At 72.2% G+C, this 16,898-nt stretch carries 14 protein-coding genes; 4 read left to right on the top strand and 10 right to left on the bottom strand.

The window, feature by feature from the left end; genetic code table 11:
* Positions 1 to 167: 167 nt before the first annotated feature.
* Genes DEI81_RS07375 through DEI81_RS07405 form a run of 7 tightly spaced genes read right to left on the bottom strand, consistent with a single transcriptional unit; the run spans position 168 to position 8,787 of the window.
* Positions 168 to 1,844, bottom strand: a complete 1,677-nt coding sequence (locus DEI81_RS07375; RefSeq protein ID WP_111009914.1) for an ABC transporter ATP-binding protein — start codon at positions 1,842 to 1,844, stop codon at positions 168 to 170.
* Entirely contained in the window at positions 1,841 to 2,395 is a 555-nt protein-coding gene (locus DEI81_RS07380; protein ID WP_181435342.1) for a GbsR/MarR family transcriptional regulator, read from the bottom strand. The genes DEI81_RS07375 and DEI81_RS07380 overlap by 4 nt, the downstream gene beginning before the upstream one ends.
* A gap of 13 nt (positions 2,396 to 2,408) precedes the next feature.
* Positions 2,409 to 3,845, bottom strand: coding sequence for a serine hydrolase (locus DEI81_RS07385; RefSeq protein ID WP_111009916.1), 1,437 nt, complete (start codon positions 3,843 to 3,845; stop codon positions 2,409 to 2,411).
* A 28-nt stretch (positions 3,846 to 3,873) separates the two neighbouring features.
* A complete protein-coding gene (locus DEI81_RS07390; RefSeq protein ID WP_111009918.1) occupies positions 3,874 to 4,764 on the bottom strand; it encodes an ABC transporter permease in 891 nt (296 codons plus the stop codon).
* The gene (locus tag DEI81_RS07395; RefSeq protein WP_111009919.1) at positions 4,761 to 5,690 is read right to left on the bottom strand and encodes an ABC transporter permease; all 930 of its coding nucleotides are present in this window, start codon (positions 5,688 to 5,690) and stop codon (positions 4,761 to 4,763) included. The genes DEI81_RS07390 and DEI81_RS07395 overlap by 4 nt, the downstream gene beginning before the upstream one ends.
* Complete coding sequence (locus tag DEI81_RS07400; protein WP_111009920.1) at positions 5,690 to 7,186, bottom strand: M14 family zinc carboxypeptidase; 1,497 nt, start codon at positions 7,184 to 7,186, stop codon at positions 5,690 to 5,692. Before DEI81_RS07400 ends, DEI81_RS07395 begins: the two co-directional genes overlap by 1 nt.
* Complete coding sequence (locus tag DEI81_RS07405; RefSeq protein ID WP_258368553.1) at positions 7,183 to 8,787, bottom strand: ABC transporter substrate-binding protein; 1,605 nt, start codon at positions 8,785 to 8,787, stop codon at positions 7,183 to 7,185. Before DEI81_RS07405 ends, DEI81_RS07400 begins: the two co-directional genes overlap by 4 nt.
* A gap of 220 nt (positions 8,788 to 9,007) precedes the next feature.
* Here DEI81_RS07405 and DEI81_RS07410 point away from each other — a divergent pair, with 220 nt between their 5' ends.
* Together DEI81_RS07410 and DEI81_RS07415 are read left to right on the top strand one after the other, a co-directional pair.
* Positions 9,008 to 9,697 (top strand): FMN-binding negative transcriptional regulator, encoded by a 690-nt coding sequence (locus DEI81_RS07410; protein WP_111009922.1) that lies wholly within the window; start codon positions 9,008 to 9,010, stop codon positions 9,695 to 9,697.
* On the top strand, positions 9,694 to 11,199 hold the full coding sequence (locus tag DEI81_RS07415) for an amidohydrolase (protein ID WP_220035644.1): 1,506 nt from the start codon (positions 9,694 to 9,696) through the stop codon (positions 11,197 to 11,199). The genes DEI81_RS07410 and DEI81_RS07415 overlap by 4 nt, the downstream gene beginning before the upstream one ends.
* 74 nt (positions 11,200 to 11,273) lie before the next feature.
* Here DEI81_RS07415 and DEI81_RS07420 read toward each other — a convergent pair whose 3' ends face one another.
* A complete protein-coding gene (locus DEI81_RS07420; RefSeq protein ID WP_111009924.1) occupies positions 11,274 to 12,248 on the bottom strand; it encodes an Fpg/Nei family DNA glycosylase in 975 nt (324 codons plus the stop codon).
* Between the two features lie 9 nt (positions 12,249 to 12,257).
* Positions 12,258 to 12,746 carry a ribose-5-phosphate isomerase gene (locus DEI81_RS07425; protein WP_111009926.1) on the bottom strand — a complete coding sequence of 163 codons (489 nt, stop codon included), beginning with the start codon at positions 12,744 to 12,746 and terminating at the stop codon, positions 12,258 to 12,260.
* Between the two features lie 75 nt (positions 12,747 to 12,821).
* On the opposite strand from DEI81_RS07425, the gene DEI81_RS07430 reads away from it, so the two are divergent.
* Complete coding sequence (locus tag DEI81_RS07430; RefSeq protein ID WP_111009927.1) at positions 12,822 to 13,334, top strand: GNAT family N-acetyltransferase; 513 nt, start codon at positions 12,822 to 12,824, stop codon at positions 13,332 to 13,334.
* Between the two features lie 183 nt (positions 13,335 to 13,517).
* Here DEI81_RS07430 and DEI81_RS07435 read toward each other — a convergent pair whose 3' ends face one another.
* On the bottom strand, positions 13,518 to 14,159 hold the full coding sequence (locus tag DEI81_RS07435) for a DsbA family protein (RefSeq protein ID WP_111009928.1): 642 nt from the start codon (positions 14,157 to 14,159) through the stop codon (positions 13,518 to 13,520).
* 113 nt (positions 14,160 to 14,272) lie between these two features.
* Here DEI81_RS07435 and pepN point away from each other — a divergent pair, with 113 nt between their 5' ends.
* Complete coding sequence (gene pepN / locus DEI81_RS07440; protein ID WP_111009930.1) at positions 14,273 to 16,864, top strand: aminopeptidase N; 2,592 nt, start codon at positions 14,273 to 14,275, stop codon at positions 16,862 to 16,864.
* Positions 16,865 to 16,898 lie beyond the last annotated feature (34 nt).

Consider the following 16,898-nt stretch of genomic DNA (forward strand, 5'->3'; position numbering starts at 1 on the left):
GTCCCACCCGGTCCCCCTCCCGCCTGGTTCCGACGTGACCGTCGTCGTGCGACACCTGGATCGTCGCCACGTACCGCCGCACAGGGCGCTTCCGCATGGATCGACCATGCCGTCGTCGGACGACCGCGGGAGTGTCGGGAACGAGCGGGGCGCGCGGGAGGGGGCGGTCAGCTGGCCAGACGGGCCTCCCGCCGGGCGGCCTGCTCGACCGGGTCGGGGACGGGAGCGGCCGCGATGAGCCGGCGGGTGTACGCGTCCTCGGGCGAGCGGAGGATGCGTTCGCGGGTCCCCGACTCCACCAGCCGCCCGTGGTTGAGCACGACGACGCGGTCGCAGAGCGAGTCGACGACGGCGAGGTCGTGGGTCACGAAGAGGCAGGCGAACCCCAGGCGCTCCTGCAGCTCGCGGAACACGTCGAGCACCCGCGCCTGCACGGACACGTCGAGGGCACTCGTCGGCTCGTCGGCGATGAGGAGTGCCGGGTCGAGCGCCACCGCGCGGGCGATCGCGATCCGCTGCCGCTGGCCGCCGGAGAGCTCGTGCGGGTACCGGTGTCGCCACGCGGGGCCGAGTCCGACGTCGGTGAGCAGTCGGTCGACGCGCGCGTCGACCTCCGCGGGGTCCAGCCCGAGGATGTGGCGGAGCGGCTCGGCGATCGTCTGCGCGACCGTGTACCGGGGGTTCAGCGAGAGCATCGGGTTCTGGAACACGACGCCGACCCGGCGACGCATCGCACGCCGGTCGGCACGACGCGCCGTCCCGACGTCCGTCCCCACGACCGTGACCGTGCCGGCGGTGATGGGTGCGAGTCCCACCGCGGCCCGTCCGATCGTGGTCTTGCCGCTGCCGGACTCCCCGACCAGGCCGACGATCTCACCACGCCCCACCGTGAACGTGACGTCGTCGACCGCCCGGAACCGCCCGCGGAGGCGGCTGCCGTACTCGACCACGAGGCCGCGGACCGCGAGGACCGCGTCCGGGACGGGCGTGGCGGCGGTGGGCACGGCCTCCCGGCCGGTCTCGCCCATGCGCGGGACGGCGGCGAGCAGCTCACGCGTGTACTCGGCGGCGGGGTGGTGGAAGACGTCCGCGACGTCGCCGGTCTCGACCACGCGCCCGTTGCGCATCACGACGACGCGGTCGGCCAGGTCCGCCACGACGCCCATGTCGTGGGTGATGAGCAGGATGCTCGCCCCGGTGCGTGCGCGGAGCCGGCGGAGGACGTCGAGCACCTCGGCCTGCACCGTCACGTCGAGCGCCGTCGTCGGTTCGTCCGCGATGAGGAGGTCCGGGTCCGCGGCGAGCGCCATCGCGATCATGACGCGCTGGCACTGGCCCCCGGACAGTTCGTGGGGGTACTGCCGGATCCGGTGCTCCGGGTCCGGCACCTCGACCATGCGGAGCAGCTCGACGCACCGCACGCGCACGGCGTCCCGGTCGCGGAGGCCCGGGTCGGCCCGGCGCACCGCCTCGGCGAGCTGGAACCCGATGGAGAACACCGGGTTGAGCGCGGCCATCGGGTCCTGGAAGATCATCGACACCCGCCGGCCGCGGACCCGGCGGAGCGTCGGCTCGTCCGCGCCGACGACGTCGAGATCGCCGAGTCGGACCGCTCCCGACGTCCGCGCTCCCTCGGGCGCGATGCCCATGACCGTCATGGCGGTCATGCTCTTGCCCGACCCCGACTCCCCGACGACGGCGACGACCTCGCCGCGGCCGACGGTGAACGAGGCGTGGTCGACGGCGACGACCTCCTCGTCCTCGACCGTGAACGCGACGGTGAGGCCGTCGACGACGAGGACGGGTGCGTCCGTCGCGGTGTCGTACGCGGTCGGTGTCGTCATGGTCGCTCCTCGGGGTCGGTGCCGGCGTCACGGGCGGCCTTGAACGCCTCCCACTCCGCGAGCATCTTGCGGTGGTGGCTGTGCAGCCACGTCATGTAGTCGCGTCCGTTGACCAGGCGTTCGCGGATCGGTGCATCCGCGGGGTCGTCCGAGTCGCCGAGTGCCGCGAGACCCTGCTCGATCACGTCGCGCTCGCGGTCGAGGTAGCGACGCTCCCCCGCGAGCCAGCTCCCCCACACGTCGTTCTCGGCGCGGAAGTAGTGGCTGCGCTCGCCCGGGACGAAGTGCCGCTTGATGAACCCCGACACGACGAGGTGCCGCGTGGCCATCGACACCGCGCCGGAACTCGCCTCGAGCCCGGCCGCGATGTCCGCCGACGACGAGTACGGCGCGCGCGTCATGATGAGGTACGCGAGCACCCGTCCGTCCATGAGCGGGAACCCGGACCCCTGGAGCATGGTCGCGAACTCCTCGACGAACGCCTGGCGGGCGGGGTCGAGGACCGGGCCGACACCGGTGGCGTCGGCGGGGGTCCGCTCGTCCGTGCTCATCCGTGTCCCGTGCTCAGGCGAGTCCGGCGGCGACCGCGGGCGACTCGTCACCCGGAACGGCCCAGGGCGTCATCGACATGCCCCCGCCCGCCCGGATCGCGGTCACCGCGCCGTCGTCGTCGCGGGTGTACCGGATGTCCTCGTCGACGGAGCCGAACCGGTTGCCGGAGCTCATGCGCACGGTGTCCGGCCCGGTGACGGTGAGGCGCGTGACGCTGTCGAGCGGTCCGGGCGCCGAGGGGTCGATCTCGAGCAGGCGGTCGCCGATCCGGGCGATGTCCACGACGCCCCACGGGTTCGCGAACCGACCGGTCAAGGTGTCGACGTCCACGTCGTCGGGGGCGTCCGAGAGCGCGTCGCCCGGAGCCGCCGTGTCCGCGGCGGCGTCGAGCAGCCGGAGGATGCCCTGGGCGAGCAGGGTCGCGGGTCCGGCGGCGGCGTTCGTCATGACCGAGATGACGAGCGACGACGTCGGGTCGAACAGCGACTGCGTGATGTGCCCGGGGAACCCGCCCGAGTGTCCACGGACGTCGTGCCCGGCCACGCGGTCGACGATGAACCCCATGCCGTACCCGCGCGACGCCGGGTCGTCCTCGGCGGTCCACGCCCGACGCTGCGCCTGACGCTTGGCGTGGTCGGACAGGAGCTCGCCCTGCCCGATGACGTGCGCGGAGAAGTACCGGACGAGGTCCTCGGCCGTGCCGTGGAACCCGGTCGCCGAGGCCATCGCGCGCGTGTCCACGTGTGGGAGCCGCGAGCGGGTGCGGTCGACGTGGAAGCCCGTGTACCCGACGACGAAGTCGTCCGCCCGGGTCGGGTCCCAGTCCGGCCCGGTGTCCCGGAGGCCGAGGGGCTCGATGATCTCCTCGCGCACGTAGTCGTTGTAGGGACGCCCGGAGACCGCGGCGACGACCATGCCGAGCAGCGAGTACCCGAGGTTCGAGTAGTTGAAGCTCGAGCCGACCGGGACCTTCGACCCCTGGTCGAGCACGAGCGCCAGCAGTTCGTCCTCGTCGGGGAACGGCCGCGCCAGCGACCAGTAGTCGCCGTCGAGTCCGTCGCGGAGGACCCCGGCGCCGTGCTCCATGAGTTCGCGGACGGTCGCGTCGGCGATCGGCGACCCCGCGTCGACGAGCGCGGGGACGTACGTGCCCACGGTGTCGTCGACACGGAGCTGCCCCCGCTCGGCGAGCAGCATGAGCGCCGTGGCGGTGAAGGTCTTGGAGTGCGAGGCGATGCGGAACAGGTCGTGCTCCGTCAACCGGCGCCCGGCCTCCACGTCGGCGTAGCCGTAGGCGGCCGACCAGACGACCTCGCCCTGGTAGCCGACGGCGACCTGCACGCCCGGCACCCGGAGCTGCCACACCTTGTACGCGACCCAGTCGGCGATGTACGGGAGGACGCCGCGGTACGCGTCGAGCGCGGCGGCGGAGGGTTCGGCGTTGGTCAAGGGAGTACCTCCTGATCGGTGACCGGCGTCAACGGCGGCGCGGGTCGAGTGCGGTCCGCAGCGTATCGCCGAGCCCGATGACGCTGAGCACGGTGACCGCGAGGAACAGGGCGGGGAACACGAGCATGTGTGGCGCCTGCTGGAACTGGGTGGTGGCCGCCGAGAGCTGGAGGCCCCAGGAGATCGCCGGCGCCTCGAGCCCGATGCCGAGGTAGGTCAGCGACGACTCGGACACGATGACCCCGCCGACCGTGATGGTCGCGAGGACGAGCAGCGGCGAGATCGACGACGGCAGGACGTACCGCGTCGTGATGCGCCAGGTCGAGAGTCCCATCGTGCGGGCGGCGAGCACGAACTCGGCCTGCCGGATGCCGCGCACGGACCCGCGGACGAGCCGGGCCATGGTCGGCCAGCCGAAGAGGGCGAGCACGAGCGACACCGTCAGGACGTTCCGGTCGCCGACGCTGTTGAGCACGACGACGGCGCCGAGCAGGAACGGGAAGCCGAGGAACACGTCGGTGAGGCGGGAGAGGACGGCGTCGACCCAACCGCCGTTCATGCCGGCGAGCGTGCCGACGACGACCGCGACGACCATGGCGAGGACGGTCGTCAGGACCCCGACGGCGACCGACGAGCGGGTGCCGTACACGACGTTCGCGTACACGTCGCAGCCCTGCAGGTCGTAGCCGAACGGGTGCCCGGCGGACGCGCCGTGACCGCTCCGGCCGAGGTCGCAGGCACGCGGGTCGCCGTGGCCGAAGATCCCGGCGAAGACGGCCGGGAACACGGCGATGAGCAGCACGAGCGCCAGGACCGCGGCGGGGACCCAGAAGCCGGGCGTGCGGAGGGCCGCGGCGAGCGGCCGACGACGCGTGGCGACGACGGGTTCGAGGGTGGCGCTGAGCGCGGAGTCGGTCATCGTCTCACTCGCGGGTCGAGGGCGGCGTGGAGGAGGTCGACGAGCACGCTCGTCACCAGGAACACGAGGATGAGGGCGGTGGAGATCCCGACGACCGTGGCGCCCTCGTGCGACCGGATCCCCTGGAACAGCAGGTTGCCGACGCCGGGGAGGTTGAAGATGCCCTCGACGATGACGGTCCCGCCCATCAGGTACCCGAGGTCCGTCGCCAGGTACGTGACCGTCGGGATGAGCGAGTTGCGCATGACGTGCACGCCCACGACGCGTCCGGGGGTGAGCCCCTTGGCCCTGGCGGTGCGCACGAAGTCCGCGTCGAGGGTGTCGAGCACGCTGGTCCGCGTGAGCCGCGAGACGGCCGCGAGACCGAAGACCGCGATGACGAGGGCGGGCAGGACGTAGGCGAACGGCCACCCTGCGGTGACCCCGGCGACCGGGAACCACCGGAGCCGCACGGAGAACACGAGTTGTGCGCCGACGCCGAGCACGAACACCGGCACGGCGCCGATCACGATCGTGCCGATGAGCACCGTCCGGTCGAGCACGGTGCCCCGCCGGAGCGCCGACACGACGCCGAGTCCGATGCCGAGGACGATCTCGAACAGCCAGGCGGTGAGCGCGAGTGCGATCGTCACGGGCCACCGCGCGGCCATCTCCGAGCCGACGCTCTCGCCGTCGAAGTCCGTGCCGAAGTCGCCGTGGAGCAGGCCGCCGAGGTAGCGGAGGTACTGCTCCCACAGTGGCTCGTCGAGGTGGTACTCGGCCCGCAGCGCGTGCACGACCGCGTCACTGAGCGGCCGGTCGCCGCCGAGCGCCTTGATCGGGTCGCCGGGGAGCGCGAACGTCATCGCGTAGATGAGGAACGTCACCCCGAGGAACACGATGAGCAGGCCGCCGAGTCGGCGGCCGACGACGAGCGCGGTCCGCATCACGCGCCTCCCGGCACGCCCACCGGTCGGGAGGCGCGGCTGCGGGCGGCCCCGTCGCCGGCGTCCGCCCCTGGGTCTACCTCCGCCGAAGAGCCGGCCGCCGGTCCGTCGCCGCCGCCCGCCACCGGGCCGAGCGTGCGTGCGAGGTGCGACGCCGCAGCGAGGACCGCGCCGTACTGCACGCCGACGAGCGCGGCGAGCGGGATCGGCTGCTCCGCCCCGGTCCCCGCCTCGGCCTGCCACGTCGCGTACTGCTCGACGAGGCGGTCGCGGAGGCGACGGAGCGCCACGGGCGCCGTGCCCGCGGTGGTCTCGGCCTCGATCGCACGGAGGAGCATGCCGCCGTAGCGGAGCCGGAAGCACCGCACGAGGTCCTCGAGGCCGAACCGCTCGGCGACCGTGGCCATCCGCCCCGGCGGCTCGCGGTCGGCCCGGGCGCGGTCCGTCTCCGCCATGCGCGCGAGCATCGGGACGAAGGCGCGCGAGGCCTCGAGGAACGGGGTCGCGATGGTGAGCATCGGGGACGCGGCGTCGAGCACCTGATCGAGGACGGAACCGGTGACCGCCATGGCGTCGGCGGTCCGACGGACGAGGTCGGCGTAGGACTCGCCCGTCGCCGTGTCGTCGTCGGCGTCCGGGTGCTGCCAGTACGGCAGTTCGGCCACGAGCGAGAGCGTGCCGTGGCGCCCCGCCCACGAGGACGACGACGACCCACCGATGAACGCGGCGGGGTCGATGCCGAGGGACTCGTAGTAGTCGTACGCCTCGTCGATCTCCCCCATCGCGAACACCGACCGCGCGTACTCCCGCAGGTACGGGGACTCGGGTTCGCCGGTGTCGAGCGGGAGCCCGAGCGCGGCCGGCACGGCGTGCAGGGTGGCGATGACCTCCGGCTCGTCGCGGGAGAGGTAGTAGTAGACGCCGCCCATCTCGCCGTTGTGCAGGCTCACGAGCAGGTCCGGCCGCACCCGGTCGATGAGCAGCATGAGTCCGAGCGTCTCGGGCAGGACCCGGTCGAAGTAGGCGCCCTTGTGGTTCGTCGGGAACGTCCACTCGACCTGCGCGTCGGGTGCCGGCCGGTAGAAGTGCCGGGCGTAGTGCACGCGGTCCGTCGGGTCGTCGAACCACGCCTCGTTGAGCCGCATGCCGTCCGGGTCGATCGTCGGGACGATGTGCCACGTCGTGTCGAGGGCCGCGGCGAGCACCGGGTCGGTGAGCACGCTCTGGGCCAGGTGCAGCGCGGTCCACGACCCGATCGGCTCGTTCGGGTGCACCCCACCGACCACGACCGCCGAGCGTGCACCGCGGCCGACCCGGTAGGCGTGGATCGGCTCGCCGAGGCGGCTGGTGCCGACGCGGGTGACCGTGACGGCGTCGGGGTGGTCGGCCGCCAGGCGGTCGAACCGTGCGACGAGGTCGTCGACCGTCGGGAACCCGGTGTACTGCGGGACCGCGCGGGCGTGTTCGACGATCGTGGCGGTGTCGAGGCCGGTCACTTGCTGACCTGGATCTCCGAGATCACGGGGCTGCCGGCGACCTCGGGGAGCTTCGTCACCGTGCTGCTCGTGACGTAGGAGTACTTGTCGAAGAACGTCGGGACGATCGGGAAGTCCTGGAGCACCCGCTTCTGCGCCTTGTTGTACAGGGCGTCGGCGGCGGACTGCGTCGATGCGGCGTCGGCCTGGTCGAGCAGCCGGTCGACGTCGTCGTTCTGGTAGTACCCGGCGCAGGTCGTGCACCCGCCCGCCGCGGTGAACAGCGCGCGGAGCGTGTTCTGCTGGCTCGTGTACAGGGCGCCCCAGTGGCCGAAGTGCGGTCCGGCGACCGTCTTGGCGGTCAGCGTGCTGTAGTACGACGCCCAGTCCGTGGTGGGCTTCGCCACGACCTTCGCGACACCGAGGTTCTGGCGGATCTGGTTCGCGTACGCCTGGTACAGGGAGTCGAGTCCGAGGCCGCCGGGGTAGACGAGGTCCATCTCGCCGGAGAACCCGCCGGCCGCGGCGAGGAGCTGCTTGGCGGCCGCGGGGTCGTACGTGCAGTACTTGCCGCAGATGCCCTCCTGGGTTCCGGACATGACTGGCGGGGTGAGCGCGGTCGCGGGTTCGTAGAGTCCGCCGTAGATCGCCTTGTCCACCTGCTTGCGGTTGATCGACATCGAGATCGCCTGACGGATCCGCGGGTCGGAGTACCGCTTGTCCCAGAGCGGGAACCCGAGGTAGTCGATGCCCGGCGAGGTGAACGAGTACAGGTGGTCCCCGAAGTCCGACTTCGCGCTCGTCATCTTGTCGGCGGGCAGGTAGAGGACGTCCGCGTTGCCGGCCAGGACGTCCGTGTAGGCGGTGTCCATGTCGCTGTAGCTGCGGTAGGTGACCCGCTCGGTCTTCGGCGCCGGGCCCTGGTACCCGCTCCAGGCCCTGACGGTGAACTCCTTGTTCTTCGTCCAGGCCTCGGTCATCTCGTACGGGCCGTTGCCGATCGGCTTCTTGTCGTACGCCTTGATGTCCCGGTAGGCGGCCTTCGGCATCGGGTAGAACGCGGTCTGCGCCTGGCTCAGCTGGAGCGGGAACTGGCTGTCGGCGTGGGTCAGCGTGACGGTGAACGTGTCCTTGCCGGTGACCTTCAGCCCGCGCATCGTGTCGGTCGTCGGCGTGCCCGAGGTGGGGTTGAGGTCGGAGTACCCGACGATCCCGGCGAGCTCGCCGCTGTTCTCCCAGGCGTGCGGGGCGTACGCCGTGTAGTTCCAGGCGCGGACGTAGCTCTCGGGCGTCACGGTCTCGCCGTTCTGGAACTTCCAGCCGTGGCGGAGCGTGATGGTCCAGGTCGTGGCGTCATCGCTCTTGACGCTCTTCGCGGCCAGGTCCGTGAGGTGGTCGTCGCTGTCGGTCTGGACGAGCGGCGCGAACAGGCTCATCACCTGGTCGAACGCCACCGTCTGTCGGCCCGGGGTCAGGTGGTCGGGCACGCCGGTCGCGTACACGAGGCTCGTGCCGGACGCGTCGTCCGACGAGGACCCACCGCCCGCCGAACACCCGGTCGCCACCAGTGCCAACGCCGCCGCCGCGGCCACCGCCGCGATGCCACTCCGTCGCATGTCCATCTCGCTCCTCGCGGGGCCGCGACGCGTCGCGCCGGGCCTGCTGTGGCCGCCGGATCGGTCGGCCGGGCCGGGCAGGAGCCGGCTTGGCTGCTCACGGTAGGGAGCACGGCGGCGCGCACTCAAGGCTCCTTTCACTCCGCGTTGAAAGCTTCACGAGGTCGAAACACCGACGAAACAGCCCCGGTGGTGGCCGCGCAGGGCCTGTGGGACGCTGTCCGACATGCGCCACACACCCGCGTTCCTGATGACGGACCCCGAGGAGGTCCGCCGCCTGGTCCGCGCGCACCCGTGGGCGACGATCGTGTCCGCGACGGCGGAGGGCCTGGTCGCGTCGCACTACCCGTTCCTGCTCGAGGACCCGGGTGACGACGCCACGGAGATCACCCTGGTCAGCCACGTCGGGCGCCCCGACGAGGTCGCCCACGAACTCGGACGGCACGAGGTCCTCGTCATCGTGCAGGGTCCGCACGGGTACGTCTCGCCCGCCTGGTACCCGGCCCAGCAGTTCGTGCCCACCTGGAACCACGTGACCGCCCATCTGTGGGGCACGCCCGAGATCCTGCCCGACGAGGAGAACTTCCGTGTGCTGGGGGAGCTCGTCGACCACTTCGAGCGGCGCATGCCGTCGCCGGTCGGCCTCGACGTCGACGAGGACGCCGCCCGCCGCATCGCCCGGGGCACCGTGGGGATCCGGATCCGGGTGACGCGGTTCGAGGCGCGCGCCAAGCTCAGTCAGAACAAGGCGCCCGAGGTCGTCGACGACGTCATCGCCGGGCTCGAGTCCCCCGGGCCGTACGGACACCCGGCGCTCGCCGCGGAGATGCGTCGCGTCCGTGACCGCGCCACGGCCGCGCCGGATCCCGAGGACCGGCCCGCGCCGGAACCGGCACCCGGGACGGACCGCACGTGACCGGGACCCTCATCCGCCACGTCCGGCGCATCGGGACCGCGGGCGCCTCCGCCGACGTGCTCGTCCGGGAGGGCCGGATCGCCGCCGTCGCACCGGCCGGCGTCATCGAGTCCACCACGCCCACGGCCGACCTCGAGGACGTCGTCGACGCGGACGGTGCCTGGCTCGGCCCCGGGCTGTGGGACCACCACACGCACTTCGACCAGTGGGCGCTCGTCCGGCGCCGGGTCGACGTCTCGGCATGCACGAGCGCCGCCGCCGTCGCCGCGGTCATCGCCGACGCCGCGCGGAGCGCCCCGCCCGACGACGTCCTCATCGGCTACGGGTTCCGGGACGGGCTCTGGCCGGACGCCGCCCACCGTGAGCTGCTCAACCGGGCCGCACCGGGCCTCCCGGTCGTCGTCGTCAGCGGTGACCTGCACGCGGTGTGGTGCAACGGGATCGCGCTCGCGCGGTACGGCGACCTGCTCGACCGGCCCCTCGTGGCCCATCCGACCGGGCTGCTCCGCGAGCAGGACGCGTTCGACGTCAGCACGGCGATCTCCCGCGTGCCCGACGCCGTGCTCGACGACTACGTCGCCGACGCCGTCGAGGCGGCGAGCGGCCGGGGCGTCGTCGGGGTCGTCGACCTCGAGATGCGGTTCGGGCTCGACCGCTGGACGCGCCGCGTCCGCGCCGGCATCGACGGCATCCGGGTCCGATCCGGCGTCTACCCCCAGGAGCTCGACGCGGTGCTCGACCGCGGGCTGCGCACGGGCGACGTCGTGCCCGGCACCCTCGGCCTGGTGTCCATGGGGCCGTTCAAGGTGATCACCGACGGTTCGCTCAACACCCGCACCGCCGCGGTCGACGAGCCCTACGCGGGGCTGCACGGGCACGACGCACTCGGGGTCCTCGCGTTCACGCCGGACGAGGTCCGCGCGCTCGTGCGCCGCGCCGCCGACGGCGGACTCGTCCCCGCGGTGCACGCCATCGGCGACCGGGCGAACGCCCTGGCGCTCGACGTGTTCGAGCAGGTCGGGGTCCGCGGGTCCATCGAGCACGCACAGCTCCTGCGCCCCGCCGACGTCGCCCGGTTCGCTCGACTCGGCGTCGACGCGAGCGTGCAGCCGGAGCACGCGATGGACGACCGCGACGTGGCGGACCGCTACTGGGCCGGTCGGACCGACCGCGCGTTCGTGTTGCGCACACTCCGCGAGGCCGGGGCGCGCCTCCGCCTCGGGTCCGACGCCCCCGTCGCGCCGCTCGATCCGTGGGTGTCGATGGCGGCGGCGGTCGGTCGGGACCGCGACGGCCGGGAGGCGTGGCACCCGGAACAGCGCATCGACCAGCTGACCGCGTGGACGGCGTCGACCGACGGCCGCACCACGGTCGCGGTCGGCGACGTCGCGGACCTCGTGCTCGTGGCATCGGACCCGCTCGCGGCGTCGTCCGGTGCGCTCCGGTCGATGCGCGTCCTGGGGACCGCGGTCGCGGGGCGCTGGACGTACCTGGACCGCTGAGCGGGGCCGGCGCCGACCGGGGCCGGCGCCGACCGGGGCCGGCCCCGAGCGGGGCCGCTGCGGTGCGGACCGGGTCAGGTCTGGTCGACCGGGCACCAGTAGAGCTTGCGGCCCGCCATCATCGCCATGGCGATGTTCGTCCCGCACACGCGGCAGGGCAGCCCGGCGCGGTGGTACACCCAGTGGCGGTCGTCACGGCTGCGGAGCGCGGCGTCGTACTCCTCGGGGGTCAGGTCGTCCATCGTCATCATCTGACCGACGCGGACGCCGTCGTGCAGGAGCGTCGACCAGTCCCGCCAGAGGGCCCGTGCCTGCTCGTCGGTGACCTGCTTGCCCGGCTTGTACGGGTCGAGGCGGGCGCGGAACAACAGCTCCGCCCGGTAGACGTTCCCGATGCCGCTGACGACCGACTGGTCCATGAGCAGCTGCCCGATCGGGACGTTCCGCCGCCGCACGCCGTCCACGAACCGCTGCTCGGCCTCGGGGCCGTCGTCGACCATGGGGTCCGGGCCGAGCTTGTCGATGGCGCGCTGGATCTCCTCCGCCGTCTCGACGACGCACGCGGTCGGCCCACGGAGGTCGGCGACGGCGGTGTCCGTGAGGATCCGGACCCGCACCTGGCCGACCGGCTCGGGCGGGAAGGCCTCGATCGGGGTCTCCTCGTGCTCCTGCTCCGCCATGCGGTAGCGCGAGCGGCGGGGTGCCCCGATGCTGGCCAGGGAGTCCTCGCCCGCGGCGTCGACGATCGTCCCGCGCTGGTTGGTCTGCCCGATCCGGCCGTTCGCGCTCGCCATCGTGGCGTCGGTCGATATCTCGCCGGCGAAGTCCCACGCACCGTAGAGGCCGAGGTGCACGCGGAGGAACAGGCCGCCCTCGAACTCGAGGAACATCTGCTTGGCCACCGCCGTCGCCCCGGTCATCACGCGGCCGTCGAGCTGGGCGGCGCCGGCCGCGAACCGCCCCTGGGGGCTCGACACGCTGCAGCGCTGCCCGACGAAGTGCAGGGAGAACTGCCGCGCGATGCGGTGGATGGAGTGACCCTCGGGCATCGGGACGGCTCAGGCGTCGATCTGCTTGCCGGCGATCGTGCCGGTGGTCTCGTACTCGGCGAGCTGCGCGATGCGACGCGCGTGGCGCTCCTCGCCCGAGAACGGCTCGGCGATGAACAGGTCGACGAAGCGGATGGCCTCGGCCTCGGTGTGCTGGCGGGCACCGATCGAGATGACGTTCGCGTCGTTGTGCTGCCGGGCCAGCAGCGCGGTCGACTCGTTCCACACGAGCGCGGCGCGCACACCCTCGACCTTGTTGGCGGCGATCTGCTCGCCGTTGCCCGACCCACCGAACACGACGCCGAGGGCCTGCACGCCCGCACGCTGGTCGCGCACGACGGCCGACGCGGCGTTGATGCAGAACGAGGGGTAGTCGTCGAGCGGGTCGTACTCGGCGGGACCATGGTCGACGACCTCGTGGCCGGCCTCGGTGAGGTGCTGGGCGAGCGTGTGCGAGAAGTCGAGGCCGGCGTGGTCCGTGCCGAGGTGGATGCGCATGCCTGCGATCCTATTCCCGGGCGTCGACGCCGCTCCGGGCCGGTCCGGGGTGCTGCCGGCCCCTAGCATCGAGGCATGACCACGACCCCGCCGGACGTCGTCGTGCGGCATGCCGAGCCGGACGACCTCGACGTCGTGCACGCGCTCCACCGCGAGGCCGTCCTGCACTCCACGGCGATCTGGCGCGACGAACCGCTCCCCCGCGCGTGGTTCGACGACTGGCTGGCGGAGCGCCGCCGCGACGGGTTCCCGGTGTTCGTCGCCGAGGCCGACGGTGTGGTCGCGGGCTACGTCACCTACGGGCCGTGGCGCGAGAACCCGGGCTACCGGTGGACCGTCGAGGACAGCATCTACCTCGACGCGCGGTTCCACGGCCGGGGCATCGCGTCGACGCTCCTCGGGGCCGCGATCGACCATGCCGTCCGGGACGGACGACACGTCATGATCGCCGACATCGCCTCGGACAACGCCGCGTCGATCCGCCTGCACGAACGGTTCGGGTTCGAGCACGTCGCCACCGTGCGCGAGGTCGGCCGCAAGTTCGACCGGTGGCACGACCTCGTCGTCATGCGGCGAGCCCTGGCTTGACGGGGTGGGACCGACCCTCCGCCTCCGCGTCGACCTTCCGCCGAAATCGCAGAACACGCCGCTCACGTCCATCCGTGAGCGGCGTGTTCTGCGATCTCGGCGACTCCGGGCGCCAGCCCGGGCGGGGCGGCCGGGAGGGACGGGGCGGGACCGACCCGCGCCTCCCGGCCGACGGCGGCCGCGTCAGACCGTGTCGAAGATCGGGCCGACGGTGCGGGAGCGCTTGAGCTCGAAGAAGCCGGGGTACCGGGCCGCCGCGACGACGCCGTCCCACAGGTCGAGCGCCTGCTGACCCTTCGGGGCGGGCGAGATGACGGGGCCGAAGAACGCGGTGCCCTCGACGGCGATCACCGGCGTGCCGACGTCCTGGCCGACCCGCTCGATGCCGTCGCGGTGGCTCTCGCGCATCGCGGCGTCGGTCTCGTCGGTCCACGCGGCGTCGGCGAGATCGGCCTCGAGTCCGAGCTCCTCCAGGACGGTGGGCACGACCTGCTGCGGGTCCTTCTCCTGACGGTGGTGGATGTGCTCGCCGAGGGCGTCGTAGAGGCGCTTGACGACGTCCTGGCCGTGGCGGAGGCGCGCCGCGGTGACGAGCCGCGAGTACACCTGGTTCCGGTCGAGCGCCTCCTTGTAGTTCTCGGGGATGTCCTGGCCCTCGTTGAGGACGAACAGGCTCATGACGTGCCACGTGACGTCGAGGTCGCGGTGCTGCTCGACCTCGCTCACCCAGCGGCTCGTCATCCACGCCCAGGGACACGTGGGGTCGAACCAGAAGTCCACAGCGGTCGGGGTCGTCGGGGAGCTGTCCACAGCGGTGTCCGTCATGCCGGTGACACTACGCGCGTCGGTAGGGTTGACGGGTCGCCATCGACGGCGACGACACCCCCGACGCGCCGGGCCCACGACGCCTGCGCGCTCGCAGAAGGATGGAGCGGCCCGTGCCCGGAGAGAACCTCACCCGAATCGAAGCCCAGGAGCGTGCGGCCGTCGTCGACGTCGCCGCCTACGAGGTCGACCTCGACCTGACACGGGGCGACGAGACCTTCGGGAGCACCACGACCGTGCGGTTCTCCGCGACGCCGGGTGCCGCGACGTTCATCGACGCGATCACCGCGGCCGTGCACGCGGTCACGCTGAACGGCACCGCGCTCGACGTGGCGGACGTCAACGACGGCGTGCGCATCCGCCTCGACGATCTCCAGGCCGAGAACGAGCTCACCGTCGTCGCCGACATGCGGTACACCAACACGGGCGAGGGCCTGCACCGCTTCGTCGACCCCGTCGACGGCGAGGTCTACCTCTACTCCCAGTTCGAGGTCCCGGATTCGCGCCGGATGTTCACCGTGTTCGAGCAGCCCGACCTCAAGGCGACGTTCGCGTTCACGGTCACCGCGCCGTCTCGTTGGCAGGTCGTGTCGAACTCGCCGACCCCCGAGCCCCGCGTCGACGGCGACGTCGCGACGTGGAGGTTCGCTCCGACCTCGCGGATCTCGAGCTACATCACCGCGCTCATCGCGGGCCCGTACACCGTGGTCCGCAGCGGACTGACGAGCCGCGACGGCCGCACCATCCCGCTCGGGATCTTCGCCCGGCAGTCGCTCGCCGAGTACCTCGACCCCGAGTACGTCTTCGAGACGACCCGCAAGGGCTTCGCCTACTACGAGGACAAGTTCGACGTCGCCTACCCCTTCGACAAGTACGACCAGCTCTTCGTGCCCGAGTTCAACGCGGGGGCCATGGAGAACGCCGGTGCCGTGACGTTCACCGAGACCTACGTGTTCCGCTCGAAGGTGACCGATGCGATCAAGGAGCGCCGCGTCGTCACGATCCTGCACGAGCTCGCGCACATGTGGTTCGGCGACCTGGTCACGATGAAGTGGTGGAACGACCTCTGGCTCAACGAGTCCTTCGCGGAGTGGGCGTCGACGATCGCGACCGCCGAGGCCACCGAGTGGACCGAGGCCTGGACGACGTTCCAGGCGATGGAGAAGTCCTGGGCCTACCGGCAGGACCAGCTCCCGTCGACCCACCCCGTCGTGGCCACCATCAACGACCTCGAGGACGTCCAGGTCAACTTCGACGGCATCACGTACGCGAAGGGCGGCTCGGTCCTCAAGCAGCTCGTCGCCTGGGTCGGGATCGACGCCTTCTTCGCCGGCGTCTCGGCCTACTTCAAGAAGCACGCGCACGGCAACACCGAGCTGCGCGACCTGCTCGCCGAGCTCGAGGTCACGAGCGGCCGAGACCTCTCCGATTGGTCGAGCGTCTGGCTCGAGACGGCCGGGGTGAACACGCTCCGTCCCGAGTTCACGACGGACGACGACGGCGTGATCACCGCGTTCGCGGTCCTCCAGGAGGCCCCGAGCGACCACCCGACGCTGCGTCCCCACCGCCTCGCCATCGGCGTGTACGCGTTCGGCGGCGACGCCCACGAGGAGGCCGTCCACCCGTTCGGCGCGAACGCCGCGTCCGCCGGTGGCAAGCTCGAGCGCACGCACCGCATCGAGATCGACGTCGACGGCCCGCGGACCGAGGTCCCGGAGCTCGTCGGCGTGCACCGCGGGGACCTCGTGCTGCTCAACGACGACGACCTGGCGTACGCCAAGATCCGCCTCGACGAGCACTCGCGCCGCACGGCGGTGGAACACCTGGCCGCCATCGCGAACCCGCTCGCCCGGTCCATCGTCTGGGGTGCGGTGTGGGACGCCACCCGCGACGCCGAAGCGCCGGCGAGCGACTACGTCCGCCTGGTCCTCGGCAACATCGCCACCGAGACCGAGTCGACGACCATCCGGACCACGCTGTCGCAGCTGCTCCTGGCCGCCCGGAGCTACGTCGCGCCCGCGAAGCGAGAGGCCACCGTCCGCGAGGTCGGCGATGCCCTCTGGCAGCTGGCGGCGACGGCGGAGGCCGGATCCGACGCCCAGTTCCAGTTCGTCAAGTTCTTCGCGCAGATCGCGTCGACCCCGGAGCACGTGGCGACGCTGCAGGGGCTCCGGAGCGGTGACGTCCTGCTCAACGACCTGACGATCGACACGGACCTGCGCTGGGAGTTGCTCGAGGGGCTCGTGCTCAACGGCGCCGCGGGCGAGTCCGAGATCGCCACGGAGCTCGCCGCCGACCCGACGGCGAACGGTGAGCAGGCCGCGGCGCGCGCGCGGGCGACCATCCCCACCGCCGAGGGCAAGCTCACCGCGTTCTCGTCGCTCGTCGACTCCGACGCCCTGCCGAACGCGATCGTGCGGCAGACCGCGGTCGGGTACCAGCACGTCCTCACGCCCGTCGCGCTCGAGGGCATCGTGTCGCGGTACTTCGACGCCCTGACCGAGATCTGGGCCAACCGGACCTACCACATCGCGGAGACCCTGGTGGCGGGCCTCTACCCGGCGCCGCTCGCGAGCGTCGAACTCCGCGACGCCACGCAGGCATGGCTCGACACCCACCCGGAGACCCCGGCGCTCCGCCGCCTGGTCGTCGAGAACCTCGCCGGTGTCGAGCGGGCGCTCGCGGTCCAGGCGGCCGACGCCTGATCGAAGGGAGGGGTGGCGGGATCTCCCGCCGCCC

The organism is Curtobacterium sp. MCBD17_013, assembly GCF_003234565.1.
GTDB lineage: Bacteria > Actinomycetota > Actinomycetes > Actinomycetales > Microbacteriaceae > Curtobacterium.